The sequence below is a fragment of the Paraburkholderia sp. RL18-101-BIB-B genome, from assembly GCF_046026985.1.
Classification (GTDB): domain Bacteria; phylum Pseudomonadota; class Gammaproteobacteria; order Burkholderiales; family Burkholderiaceae; genus Paraburkholderia.
In genome coordinates, this window is sequence record NZ_JARESV010000095.1 from 1 (window position 1) to 13,034 (window position 13,034).

12 protein-coding genes and 1 pseudogene are annotated in these 13,034 nt (G+C 59.5%); 3 read left to right on the forward strand and 10 right to left on the reverse strand.

The window, feature by feature from the left end; translation table 11 throughout:
- Nucleotides 1–371: 371 nt before the first annotated feature.
- A complete protein-coding gene (locus P0D73_RS45005; RefSeq protein ID WP_408436148.1) occupies nt 372–1,454 on the reverse strand; it encodes a transporter in 1,083 nt (360 codons plus the stop codon).
- 243 nt (nt 1,455–1,697) lie between these two features.
- On the opposite strand from P0D73_RS45005, the gene P0D73_RS45010 reads away from it, so the two are divergent.
- Nucleotides 1,698–1,922 (forward strand): hypothetical protein, encoded by a 225-nt coding sequence (locus P0D73_RS45010; RefSeq protein WP_408320348.1) that lies wholly within the window; start codon nt 1,698–1,700, stop codon nt 1,920–1,922.
- Between the two features lie 8 nt (nt 1,923–1,930).
- On the opposite strand, the gene P0D73_RS47100 is transcribed toward P0D73_RS45010, so the two are convergent.
- From P0D73_RS47100 to P0D73_RS45035, 5 genes and pseudogenes are all read right to left on the reverse strand, one after another.
- The gene (locus tag P0D73_RS47100) at nt 1,931–2,185 is read right to left on the reverse strand and encodes a DUF2964 family protein (RefSeq protein WP_494478265.1); all 255 of its coding nucleotides are present in this window, start codon (nt 2,183–2,185) and stop codon (nt 1,931–1,933) included.
- A gap of 490 nt (nt 2,186–2,675) precedes the next feature.
- Entirely contained in the window at nt 2,676–3,044 is a 369-nt protein-coding gene (locus P0D73_RS45020; RefSeq protein WP_408183096.1) for a BON domain-containing protein, read from the reverse strand.
- Between the two features lie 65 nt (nt 3,045–3,109).
- Entirely contained in the window at nt 3,110–3,415 is a 306-nt protein-coding gene (locus P0D73_RS45025) for an RNA-binding protein (RefSeq protein ID WP_408183098.1), read from the reverse strand.
- A gap of 90 nt (nt 3,416–3,505) precedes the next feature.
- A complete protein-coding gene (locus P0D73_RS45030) occupies nt 3,506–5,167 on the reverse strand; it encodes a SulP family inorganic anion transporter (protein ID WP_408183100.1) in 1,662 nt (553 codons plus the stop codon).
- Nucleotides 5,168–5,644: 477 nt separating this feature from the next.
- Nucleotides 5,645–5,971, reverse strand: a pseudogene (locus P0D73_RS45035) (polyphosphate kinase 2 family protein); the annotation flags it as partial.
- 389 nt (nt 5,972–6,360) lie between these two features.
- On the opposite strand from P0D73_RS45035, the gene P0D73_RS45040 reads away from it, so the two are divergent.
- The gene (locus P0D73_RS45040) at nt 6,361–7,041 is read left to right on the forward strand and encodes a hypothetical protein (protein WP_408320352.1); all 681 of its coding nucleotides are present in this window, start codon (nt 6,361–6,363) and stop codon (nt 7,039–7,041) included.
- An 824-nt stretch (nt 7,042–7,865) separates the two neighbouring features.
- Here P0D73_RS45040 and P0D73_RS45045 read toward each other — a convergent pair.
- On the reverse strand, nt 7,866–8,117 hold the full coding sequence (locus tag P0D73_RS45045; RefSeq protein WP_408183102.1) for a hypothetical protein: 252 nt from the start codon (nt 8,115–8,117) through the stop codon (nt 7,866–7,868).
- A gap of 206 nt (nt 8,118–8,323) precedes the next feature.
- Between P0D73_RS45045 and P0D73_RS45050 the strand changes: the two genes are divergently transcribed.
- A complete protein-coding gene (locus P0D73_RS45050; protein ID WP_408183104.1) occupies nt 8,324–9,880 on the forward strand; it encodes a phospholipase D family protein in 1,557 nt (518 codons plus the stop codon).
- 283 nt (nt 9,881–10,163) lie between these two features.
- Here the strand turns inward: P0D73_RS45050 and P0D73_RS45055 are convergent, their stop codons facing one another.
- The 3 genes from P0D73_RS45055 to P0D73_RS45065 form a co-directional block, all read right to left on the reverse strand.
- On the reverse strand, nt 10,164–11,180 hold the full coding sequence (locus tag P0D73_RS45055; protein WP_408436150.1) for a hypothetical protein: 1,017 nt from the start codon (nt 11,178–11,180) through the stop codon (nt 10,164–10,166).
- A gap of 52 nt (nt 11,181–11,232) precedes the next feature.
- Nucleotides 11,233–11,553: a hypothetical protein gene (locus P0D73_RS45060; RefSeq protein ID WP_408183108.1), complete on the reverse strand. Its 321-nt coding sequence runs from the start codon at nt 11,551–11,553 to the stop codon at nt 11,233–11,235.
- 471 nt (nt 11,554–12,024) lie between these two features.
- A complete protein-coding gene (locus P0D73_RS45065; protein WP_408436153.1) occupies nt 12,025–12,966 on the reverse strand; it encodes a hypothetical protein in 942 nt (313 codons plus the stop codon).
- Between the last annotated feature and the right edge of the window lie 68 nt (nt 12,967–13,034).

Genomic DNA, 13,034 nt, shown 5'->3' on the forward strand with positions numbered 1-13,034 from the left:
CACGCGGTCTTTACCTGGATCTGCCACCATGGAGCTACCACGTCTTCGAAATGACCGCATCGTGAAGGCGCGCACGACGCCAGGCGTGAGAGCACTGCAACCCGCGCTGTAACCCGTTGGCGAAATCGGGGCAACCTCCGGCTCCACCCGTCGCGACGAGCCCACGGCGCCATTGCGTTATCACGGCCGCGACCGTCCGCTGACGTCATGAGCTTTCGCTGCCGCTGGACAGATAATCATGGCGTCGCCTGATTTCCAGCGCCTGATCGAGGACATCGGAGGCAAGCTCGAGGCGGATCTGCCGCCGGCAAGCCGGGAAGCCACCAGCCGTGGCGCGAAATAGTGGCGAGCACAGGTGTTGCCACGTTAAGTCAGCGATTGAACCAGCGGTATTGGAGCGCGACCGAGACGGTCTGGAAATTTCCACCGATGCGTGTCGTTAACCCACGCGACCATGCGAGTTTGGCTGACCATTGTGCGGCAAGGGGAACCGACAACGTTACCCCGTAGCGAGTACTGCTTTGCAGGTCCGCGTTCTGGACACCATTGACGCTGGTCCGGCCGCCCGTGAGATACGCAACGTCTGCGGCGATCCACAGTCCGGGCCGCCACGTGTAGCCTCCATGCCATTGGAACACGGCCAGCGGAGACTGGCTTCGTCGCTTGCCACCAAAAAAGTTCGTATTGTCGGTGAACACCCAGACCCCAGCGGCGCCGTCTACAAACCAGTTGCCGACTGGCTGGGAGAATCCCAGTTCAGGTTTGAATGCCCACCGGTTCGAACCCACATTGACGATACGGGCGGGCTGATATTGGCCGGTCGGCGCGACCACGCTCAGGCTGGCACCCAGTATGGTGCTCGGGCTACGCCGGGCAAATTCTCCTGGTGTGAGCGCGGAACCACCCAGCAGATTCGCGGCAATCCGGAACCGTACATCGCCTAGCCCTGAACGCCAGGCCTGACCAGGCACGCCTGCTACATTCCCCGTCAGGTTCGCATTGGCATAAGGCAGCAACACGGCAACGCTGGCGACATGTCCCGCGACGCCAAAGCTATGAGAATAGCCCAGTGAATATGTGTTGATCCGGGCTTGAAGATCGGTGATGGGCAACGACGGGTCCAGCGAAACGTCGCCGGTCGATCGGGCATAGCCCGCCACCACGAAGTTCGTTCCAACCGGGACGGCCGAATAGCTGCGCGGCTCCATTTCCTGCGCGGACGCCAGTACGGACCAGAGAAGCGCTATTCCCGTCCACCGAGATTGAAAGCGCCAAATATTTCTTGTTGTCGAACCGCAATCTGCGGTGCGTCTGGCACGGACTGCGCAATGCGAGTCGACCGACTCTCCCGGCATTGTCATGAGTTCCTCGCGCCCGCAAGTTGCAAACTGAGCGACGTACGGAGCATCCATTTTGACCCGGTGTGCGAGCCGATGCGCGCGTTCGACGTCCAAGAAGATCTCGAGCCTGCGGACCGGTGGAAATTCGTCTGTTCGAGCAATACGTCAATGCCCGGTACACGCGTGGACAAGTATGCCTTCGGACCCTGTACAACCGGGGTGTTCTTCACAAAGCCCATGATCATTCAACAAGGCATCATGCGTTACTATGCGTAGATTGCAAGGGTCATCCGGTGGTGTGTCGAGCGGTTTGCATGGCCGCAAAGCGATACGCAGAATTTTCTTCTGGCGAGCGATATGAGCGGGTTCTACGTAGTAGCGCCGGCCATCGCGGCATGCATCGCCATGTATTCCATATCACCCACTAGCGTGCGAGCCCAAAGCGGTGCCGCGGCGACGAAGCAGATGCAGTACACGCGGCGGGCAGCGCAGAAAAAGGCGCGTGAAGCGAAGAACGATACGCGTGATCAGATGCAAAAGGAAAACGAAGCGCCGCCCGCGCCGGCGTCTGGTGAGCACTGAGCACGTTACTATCGAGAGATCTGCTTCTTCTTGCTCGGCAAGCCTGGAATCGAAATCAGGTTCGATGCAATGACCGCGATCGAGACGCCGACAAAAATGGCGAGCGCGCCGTAGCGGAATTCCATGGTGCGATCATAGATCAGTCCGGTAATGGCGAAATACAGACCACCTAGCCAGATAGCGACACCTCTAATGCGATCGCAACCCGCCTTTCCGATTTCTTCATCCAGACCTCCAGTATTTACGACTGTCTCGCAAATCAATATTAGTGCGCTATTGCGGCGGATTCAACCGGTACAACGGTCCACGAGTCGGTCTCGGGTCCGCGGCCAAAGCCGCGGTTCGAGCCGCTATCGTCGTGTTCGAGTGTCCACTCAGGAGGGGAGGGGACCTTCCACCCGCCACTGACCTGGAGGAACCGGCGCGCATTGCCCCGTGCTGACGTTGTTGCAGATTTCGATCTACGTCCCTTACGGCCTACCTGCTACTGTTAACCAGGCGGATCACGAGTGCTGGGGATTTGCGTGGTCCCCGAGCCCCTGCAGGCGTGGATGCATCGACATGACATGCCGAGTCTGCACGATGGCCGACAGGGCCGATCGTGGTGCGCGTACTGTCAGCTATCCTGATGATTCGTCGTGCAATTGCGGAATCCCGTGTAGCCGGCCGGCGCACGTCGCGGGGCTGCTTCTGTTTGGTCGCGTGACCGGCGATTCCGAGCCGCCGCGACCCGGCCCAAGCGATCAAGAGGGATTACTGACCCGCTTCTTTAAGTGTCATGGAATTCTTCACAGAGGTAACGCCGGGCACACCCTTCGTTATCTCGCCCGCCTTGTCGATCTGGCTCGAGTCAGTGACAGATCCAGCAAGCGTCACTGCGCTACCTTTTGCGATGATGTTGATTCTGGAAGTGTTGACACCGCCCTTTGAGAGTGCGTGAAGCACTTTCTTGCTGAGTGCGCGATTCGCCTGTCTGGTGGCTTTCGCGCTTCCCCCGCTTTCCGGCGCCATGCTGGATTGAGTCGACGTCGAAGCGGATTCACTAGTCTGCGACGACGCATTGATGGATACCACAACGATCAATGCGCCACTTATCAGCTTGAATGTCCTGATTGCTTTCATTGCTCGCTCCTGTTGAGCCACGATTAATCCCGCAGAGATCGCCGGGCTGCATCTGACAACGGACCTTACCCCGACCAGCATGCTCGTCGGGGTGTTGATCGTTGCACACGGTCACCACCGGTTCGACTCACGTAAAGTGGTCCCTCAAGAACCCTCCGATTCTTCCAGAAGAGGTTATGGACGCGGGGCTGCAATTTGCCCAACGTTTCCGGATTGAGCGAATGGAAGGTCAGCGCTACCGCGGGCCGCGTTCCATCGCCGGGGACGTGCTTGATCTCATCGTACGGACGGAATCCGTACTTCACCAAAAACTCCTGGATCTCGTCGTCGGAGGTATCAGGTTCAATGTTCCCCAACATCAAATGCAGCATTTTGCGCTCCTGTCATTTACGAATGCGCGCCGTATCTCGGCGTTCAGGTCTGCCTCCTTACCTCGCTCCGTTGAATATGCATTTGTAGCGTCAGCCACCCGCCTCGCCGGCGTGATACCTGGCAACCGCATGGTCCATGTTGAAGAACATCCTGTCCTCCCCGAGCGTCTCTCCCAGAGGCGAGCGCCGGACCATCGCAAGTACGCCGGGATTCAGGCCGACGAGCCAGACCGTGATCCTCTCTTCCTCGCGCAACTTTTTCTCCGCTTCTGTCAGCATCTTCAAGGCGGTGAACTCGAAATCGAATACTCCCGCGAGATCGAGTGCCACCACCTTCGGCTTTGCCACGCTAACCGGCAGTCTCATCTTCTGGCCGATGCGCTGCGCATTGGCAAAGAAGATCCGCCCCTCAGGCCTCAGCATCAGCATGCCGGGGAAGGTTTCATCCTCGGGGTGCTCGCTCGACTGCGGGCGGAACACATTCGTGCCGGGCTTCCTGCCAAGGACATAAACCGGCGGATCTGACACCTGGTGAGCGAGCGCCACCATCGACACAATGATGGCGACGACAATCCCCTCGAGCGTACCGACCAGCACCACGCCGACCAGCGCGACCAGCGCCCAGACGAACTCCATGCGCCGCACTTTGAGGATTTCCCGGAACTCCGCCGGCTGGATCAGCCCGACCGAGTACACGATGACCACTGCGGCCAGTGTGGCTTCCGGCATCAGCCCGATGAGAGGAGCCAGCAACAACATCGTGCCGAGCGCGGCTAACGACGTGACGAGTCCGGACAGTTGGGACCGTGCGCCCGACAGGCGGTTCACGGCGGTTTGCGTAGTCCCTCCGCCAGCGGCCATGGCGCCGAAGAACGCACCACCAAGGTTCGCCAGTCCCGTCGCCAGCAACTCCTGGTTCGGCTGTGGCGTCGGCTCGCCACTTTTCGCGAACGCCCGTCCGGCCGCGATGGTTTCGGTAAAGCTCATCAATGCGATGCCGAGGGCTGGTGGCCAGAGCGCCATCATCATCTGCGGATCCGGCGGCGTGAAGGCAGGCAGCCCCGTTGGCACCTTGCCCACCGTCGCCACCCCATACGCCGACAAGCCGAGCAGGCTCACGCCGGCAATTCCCGCCGCCACCGCAATCAAGGGCGCGGGCGCACGCGGGACGAAGCGTTCCATGGCGATCAGAAGGCCGATCATCGCCACGCCAACAGCCACAGTGACCAATGACGCTTGCGGAACCCCCTGCACGGTAGCGAGCAGGTTGTGAAAAAACGAGCCTTTGTGAAAATGGATGCCAAGCAGCTTCGGCACCTGGTCCACGACAATGACAATCCCAACGCCTGCCTTGAAGCCGATCAGCACCGGTTCGGAGATGAAATTCGCGACAAAGCCCAGCCGCAGCAGTCGCGCCACGATCAGGATCACTCCCACCAGGCATGTCAGCGTCGCCGAAGCCGTCAGCAGATTGGCGGTATCATTCGCGGACGCCACACCGTCGAGTGCCGTCGCGACCAGGATTGCGATCGTTGTCGTCGTACTCGCGCTGAGGACGCGTGACGTTCCCAGCAAAGCGTAGATGAGCATGGGCGCGAACGCTGTGTAAAGTCCGACCTGAACCGGCAGGCCGGCGATAGTCGCATAGGCGAGCGCCTTCGGGATGACGACTGCGGCCACGGTCAGCCCGGCGATGATGTCGGGCCGGGCCCATTCCTTCCTGTAATCGCCAAGCCATTCCGGAAAAGGCATGCGGACACCGCCGGCTGAATGCCGTAATGTCTGGCGGCCAGGCCGGCTATGGAGTTTTCGTTGGCGTGAAGAACGTTCTGGCTTCATGGATCACGGCCGAGAGTGAAGGCACTTGATTTCGCGCTGGTTGCCGGGATGAAGGTTCGCGCGATCTGGCTGCTGAGCGTGAGCGGAACATGAGCGATGACCGCAGCAGTTGTGAATCGCGTCGCCTGCGGGCGATGTCATGAAGGACCATCGGCGGTCGTCAGTCGAAATACATTGGAAGGTCTCCCGCGGCCCGGCGCTGTCGTTCGAGCGAATCTGGCCCAGCATTTCCGGCAACTTATGAAGATTGCGATGATTGGCGGAATCGTCTTCGCTGGCGGGTCGCGTTTTATGGCTGCCATCCTTCGGCGGGCTGCGTGTCGCAATATCGCCGTCATGATGGCCCTGGTCCGTAGTGATCCGCCAGGGTCAGAATTTCTCCGCTATGTTCTGTTCCTCCTCGCTGACCTCCAGCCAGTATTTGAGCAGGATGACTCCGGATCCGACGATTGCATCTTCGACCAGCGGCACCGCCGCCAGGAACTTCACCACGTCCTCTTCGGAACAGAAACCCATCACGCGCTCGACACCCGCACGGTTGTACCAACTGCGGTCGAAGATTCTCACGCGCTCAGTAATCGCCTTGATAGCGCCACCCTTACCTGCGCCGTCGCGTCCTTCAAAGACTATGCAGACCTTGCTACCCGTTTGCACCACCCAGTACGACAAGGAGTTGTCTTCCAGTGACCAGTCTTTGTTTGCCCCTGTCTTCGCCATTCCTCGTCTCCATGCGCGCGGCTGACCTCCGGAATTCTGGAAATCCTTTCAAAATGTAGGGTAGGTGCCAGTACGAATGGTTGCAATGCGACTTTAGTCCGATAGCGTTTCTGCTAAGCCCGCCGTAGGCTGGGTGCATCTGCTCCCTTGCCAGCCGATCCGATGATTGTCGCAACCACGGCCGGGAACCTTCGGCCCGTCGTTGACCGTCACTCCGGGTCCACTGATGCACGTCACCCGTCGAGGCACCTCCCGGGTGCAGTTCCGCTCCTGATTGACACACGGCGGCCACCTGATTCCGCGCAGGGACCTCAAATCAGGTGTTTGCCGTGCCTGCCCGTTCGGCCAGCAATGAACGTGACCATCCGCTATCTGCTCAAGGGGAGTTCATGCGCGCTACCGGTCTGACGCATCAGGAAGACACCGAAACGCGTGAACCGATCCTCGATACCGTGGATCGGGTTTCGGAACTGTGCTTTGGCTTGTTCATGGCGCTTACCTTCGTCGGCGCCGTGTCGGCTGCCACCGCAGGAGAAGATGCCGGCCGGAAAATGCTGTACACGGCGCTTGGCTGCAATCTCGCATGGGGGCTGGCCGATGCTGTAATGTTTCTGGTACGCACCCTGACGAATCGCGGCAAGCAACTCACGCTTGCGCGTACGGTGAAAAACGAACCGGACGCTGCGGCCGGGGCGCGCGCGCTCCGCAAGGCGTTGTCCAAGGCAATGAAGACTCTGGTTGCCGATGGTGAGTTAGAGCTTATCCGGGCACGTATTGTTGCAACGACGACTCTGCCTCACCGCCCGCGGCTGTTGCTCGAAGACTACATCGGTGCGGCAGGGGTTTTCGTCATCGTCGTCCTGTCCACGTTCCCGGTTGCCTTGCCGTTCGTCCTGTTCAAGGAAACCTCAACTGCCTTGACTGTTTCTCGTGTGCTTACGCTGGCAATGTTGTTCTGTTCAGGCATCGCGCTGGGTCACCATGCCGGATTCGGCGGATGGATAGCAGGATTCGCGATGGTGGCCCTCGGTGTCGTGCTGACCATAGCGATCATTGCCTTGGGCGGATGAGCGTGATGGTTACCACCGCCCACACTGCGACGGCGAGCACCCGGGATCACATTAAACCGTACGCCTGCCAAAGACCCTTGATCGCAATCCGCAACCGAGTGCAGTGACCTAGGAGCCATCGGCAGCCACGGGTCCTTGAATGGCCGCACTTAAAAGTGGTTGTCGAGGAGTCTTGTGCTTGACGAGCAGATCTGGTGGCTGAAGCAGCCATTCGAACCATTGTCACGGGTGCGCCTGCTGCATTAACGCGCTGCCGGGAAAAGCCGACAAGCGGTGTGGAAACGGTCGAAGTCACCTAGACCGGCGTTCCACTTCCTTTCTGGCGGAAATAGGGTAAGTCAGCCATAGCGAGGTAAACATGAGACGTATTCTGGCGAGCGCCTTTAGGTCTTTCGTGTGTATGCCTTGCCGCGCAGAACTGCGACGAGATAAAGAACAGCTGCGCGACGGGTTATAACCACGATATTCAGGCATGCGGAAATTCGCCTGACCGGAGGGCGGGCATTTGCCGGGCTCAAGCGCACAATAAATACATCGTTGCACAGGGCGGGTGGTTGCGAAGCGTGATCGCAACAGGCGCGTCCGTCGCGTCGACAAATGACCCGGGCTTCATGCGGTGCGCTGAGGGAATGTACGCGAGGCTCACTCCATCAGCTTTCGCCATAACCGAGCTCCGTATTGGCATCTGATGCCGTGTAGTAGACGCTCCCATAACCGCAGGCATTCGGCGATGAGGAGCAGTCGTGTTAGGACCTCAGACGGCAAATAGTGCGTACTTGGATCAAGCTGTTAAGTTTTGCGGGAAACTGACCTATCCCTTGAGGTTAGGTGAGTCGATCGCGCAGATACACCGCGTAGTCTCGTACACATCGCCTGAGCGCGGTGATCACCGCTCGAGGCGTGGCGGCTATGACCTGCAGCCGCCCGAGCGTCAGGCGGGCCACGAACCGGCCATCCTGAGCCTGGTACAGCCAGAACCACGGACGCCCTGCGGCGAGGCTCGAAAGCGGCCGGCGTCGCACGCGGGCCGCTGGCGGGGCAATCGCGTAGACGGCATGCCGGCCTCCACCGGACATGGGAGGCCGGCGCCGTCTGGCACGTCGACAGCACAACGTCACGACGTACCGTCTGCTCTGCGGCCTATGCCACATGCCGCGCAGTCTTGCCAGGAGGCCGGTTCGTCCAGCAACCGATACTGTCGATCTTCGGCACGTGGCAATTCGTTAAATCGCGCACGGGATTGCGATACTCTGACGCGTAACCGATACCGGCGGAGAGAACAATGATCAAGCTTCGAAAGCTCGTCGCTATTTCTCTGGTCTTCCTGCTGCACGCCTGCGCCGGCTTGCCACCTCAGACCGCCCGGCCGCTGACATACGCGTTGGATGACACGCAGGCCACGCGTCTGGGCGCCGTTTTCGGGCCGACGGAACAAGAGCATCCGGGAAGCAATGCATTTCACCTGCTGTCAGACGGTGTGAGCGCACTCGTGGCGCGCATCGTGCTCACCGAGGCTGCGGACCGCACCCTCGATCTCCAGTATTACATCTGGCACGACGACTTGACCGGTCGCGAACTTGCCGCGTCGTTGCTCAGAGCAGCCGACCGCGGGGTAAGGGTTCGCGTGCTGCTCGACGACCTCGGTACGAACGCAGACGACCAGCGTCTGCTCGCGCTCAACGCACATCCCAATATAAAGATACGACTATTCAATCCGGTTGCGAGTCGCAACTTCAAGATGATAGGAACGGTGTTCGAGTTTTCCCGCGTGAATCGACGCATGCACAATAAGGCTCTGATCGCCGATAACCAGGGAGCCATTCTCGGCGGACGCAATATCGGTGACGAATACTTTGGCGCATCCAGCGTCGTCGCCTTTGGGGATCTTGATGTCCTGGTACACGGACCGATTGTCCGCAAGGCGTCAAACGCCTTCGACGAGTACTGGAATTCGGACGCGTCCTATCCGATCGACCGGCTGACGGGCCATCGCGCGGAACCAGACGCACTTGCCGCCCTCCGCGCCAAGCTGGACGCATACATCGCGTCAGAGCGAGATACGCCGTACGTCGTGGATGCCCGGGAGCGTCTGGTTCGGGCGATTGACTCACGCGATGCCGACTTCACCTGGGGCCAGGCGACCCTGCTTTACGATGATCCATCGAAGATCACGCGTGGGCCGGGAGACACGCAGGGCCACCTCATGTCGCAACTGAAGGCGCTGGATCTTCAGCCCACGCATGAGATGCTGATCGTATCGCCGTACTTCATACCAGGGGAAAGAGGGGTTGCGTGGATACGCGGGCTGGCCGGGCGAGGCGTACGCGTCACCGTACTGACGAACTCGCTTGCCGCGACCGACGTCACCGCCGTGCACGCAGGCTATCAACGCTATCGTAAGGATCTCCTCGCCGCTGGAGTGCACCTCTACGAGATGAAGCCAGTCATCGCCGATAAGACTGCAGAAAAGAAAAAATCGACGTTTGGTTCATCCAAGGCATCGCTGCATGCCAAGACCTACGTGTTCGATCGCTCGAGCATCTTCATCGGTTCGATGAACCTCGATCCGCGTTCGGTCGAACTCAACACGGAAATCGGTATTTACTGTGGGAGCGACGGACTCGCCGTGCAGGTGATCGACGGGATCGGGTCGAACCTGGACCGCATTGCGTGGCGACTCGACGAACGCTTCGACCCAACTGGGAAAAGCCGTATCGTGTGGATCCAAACGGCGGAGAACGGAACCGTGACAGAACTTGACGAGGAGCCCGGCGTGTCTGCGCTGAAGCGCGTCAGCATCTGGTTCCTCGGTCTGCTGCCGATTGAATCGCAGCTATGATAGAAGCCCAGGCGCCTGTCGGCCACGGGGGCCGCCGGCAGCGCTCAACGAACCCAGAAAATGCTGCGCTGAAACCGCTACGCGCGGCAATGGTTCACCAATCTGGTGCTCGGCGGCCTGTTGGCTGGAGGCGGATCCTTCCCGGGCGTCACGGCGCGCCAGGATGCGCACTACCTGCCGGTCCCGCTCGTGCTGCCCGCGTCCGGCCTGGTGCCACCAGATCGGCAACACCGACCGACCCGGTTCTCGTGGGCATGTGTGACCCTCGCGGAGAACTCAGCCGTTATAGCTCCCGTATTGCCTCGTCGAGAAGCAATCTGCCTGGCAGGAGTTCGGCGCGCGCAAACCGGATAAGCGCTATTGCGCGTACCTGGGGCGGACTGGCCGGAATGTGGGCGATGTGAAACTCGAGCTCATCCGCAGTTTGCGAACTGTCCTTGGTCTGTACCACGTTCATCCGATCCAGGCGAATACGCTTCCTGGTAAGGTAGATGTGCTTTTCCGGTTCGGTCAGAACCTGGCATACCCCGTCGAGTTGGCGCTCAAGCGAGTCCATTGGAGCGCTCAGCTCACCAAGGCGTCGCGAGTTATCTTCAATCTGTGCCTGTACGCGGGCAAGTTCTTCCCATCCAGCAGGAACAGCACCTCCGCACACCGAACGCATTCCTGTGCCTTGGCGCTGTAGTAACACCAAACGCATTTTGAGCAATGCTCGGCCATGTTCAAGTACATCACGACGATCTTTCGCGAGTTTCGCCAGTCCTGTGAGTGACAGTTGATCGCTCACGCGTTGCATGATCTCCCGCCGCAGGTCCGATTCAGTTCGGCCGCAAATCCTTATGCGATGGTCGTCAAAGCAGACCGTGGTTTGCGCAACGTCCCGGCGTACCGTGTCACCTGCGAGTGCCACGCCTAGTACATGACGTTCGATCATTGCCATTCCGAGCACGGCATAGACATGCTCGGCCTCAGGATTCTGGTCGAAGTACACACGGAGTTCTTCTGAACGGCTAACTCTCATCGCCAGTTCGTCGGGATTGGCGAAGTAAGCGCGCACGTAGAGATCCGAATACCACGTGCGTGCACTGGCTTCATGGAGCAGCGGTAACGACGCGACCAGGTCGCGCGCATACCGTAGCGATACTTTGACCGCCGGCGTGAGACGCTCAGCGCAGTGCTGCGCCATTCGCAGCCGCGGATTCAACGTCATGACGCGCTCAACGGTTTCCCTGACCTGCTCCATGTCTCGACGCTCCGTACTCGAATTGTCGTCGCGGTGCAGCCATCTGAAAATGCCCATGTTTGAACCCCTGCAACTTCCGTCGTTTGAAGATCTTCGTCCTCTGCTGCGACTATCCGGCACCGACCGCATCATCCGTCGCGCGCAACGCAGCGTTGGCCATGACCAGCAGCCCAGCGTCGTGATCGCGCAGCGCCAAATCGATTGTGTCGAAAGCGGTCTTCAATTCCTTACGCCCCGGCTTCGTTGCCCTGCCGCTTTCAGAAACGAACTCAGCCTCCCTTTTCAGTCGCTTGACCAGCTTCGCCGCGCACCGGCTATCGAGCGTGCCTTCACGGACGAACGCGTTGATCTGCATTGTCAGTGCCACCAGCGTCGCCTCGGTCGTTTCATTTGAGTCGCCGATATCGTCGGACAGGGATTTCTTGCTCATCAGAGTTCTCCCGGCGTCGCCCGCTCGAATCAAACAGGCTGGAAGCGATCACACAAACTTTTAATCGAAAAACAGTTCCAAAAGTCTATCTCGGTGCGGAAGGGCGCGGCCTGCGCGAAGGCGATATTACGTACCTTACACAAGCTTAGCAGCCGGCGGCGCAGAAGGCTCCGCTTTCGGCAAATGGCCATCGCGGGCATAGCGGATGCGAATGGGAAGACGATGGACAGAGAAGCGCCCGTTGTGGATGCTCTAGGTTGCGGATTGCGGTCACAGTGCTTTTGGCACTTGTGTGGTTGGAAGCGTGCGTCAGATGGTCACGCGCGAGGCGGCCAATCTGAGACGTCCTCGCAAGCGTCGCACAGGCAAAAAGCCGCATAGCGTCGACCGCTTGAGATTTCTAATCTGGCGAGATTTAGTCTCAATCTGCCTACGGGCAACTTCGAAGACAATGATCGTCGGTGATACCGCTCAAAATCGGAAGCCGGCTCCGGCTTCGATCAGATCCGTGTCACGATTGTAGCGCGTGATTACACGATTCCCTGTGATGCGCGTGAGCCAGTGCTGGCTGAGCCGATAGCTCGCTGGTATCGCGAAAAGCGCTGAGATGCGGCCGTCGCCGGTGCGGTTCTGGGGAAGGTCACTGTTTTGCGTGATGGCAACGTACGGACCAACGCCGACTGACAGCGCAAGGTTGTCGTCGAAGAAAGCCCGGGTGGCCCAAAGCTGCATTGCGATACCGTCCCGGCGCGACTGGATTTGACCACCTTCATGGATGTATGATGCGGTCACATCGACATAGCGCCATAATCCGCGCCGGTATTCAAGGCTTCCGGCATTGGCCGACTCGGAATTGCCGCTGTTAAGGATCGTCTTGCCGAACATCACGGTAAGTTCGTTATTCGTTACCTTCGATGTTCTTGGCACCGTGCGTTGCCGTGGACCGGGCTCGCCCTTCGCTTCGAGTTGGTAGCCGATGCCAAACAGCAGCGCGGTCGCGTCGGGGTCGACAAACACCTGGACATGATTCAACTGCGCCTGGGCAATCCATTTCCGATCGAAATAATACGCGGCGCGCATGCTCCAGACGACTCCCCACCCGTGCGTATTCGAATAGTCGCCTCCGGATCGTGCTGCGCTCGTGTCGAAGTACCGATACGGCCCCGCACCTGCTGATAACTCCAGTCGATCGTTCCATAGTGGCAGGTGTCCCCAGGCTTGTATGGTCTGGCCATCGCGACGATGGTGCGGGATGTGACCTTCGTTGATCCAGGAAAAGCTCCATGCCGCAAAGCGCCCGAGTCCCTCGCGATAACTGGCGCTCCAGGAATAGGTGTTCGCACTTTCGCTGAAGAGAGGGCCGGCCAGCATCGAGAATTCCTGTGCGCCGGCGGGCGGAGATAATGAGATAATAGGAGGAGGGTGCCGAGCAGTAGCGTCGACAGTGAAAGAGTGCGACCCTTGTCGCTTTCGTTTGCGGG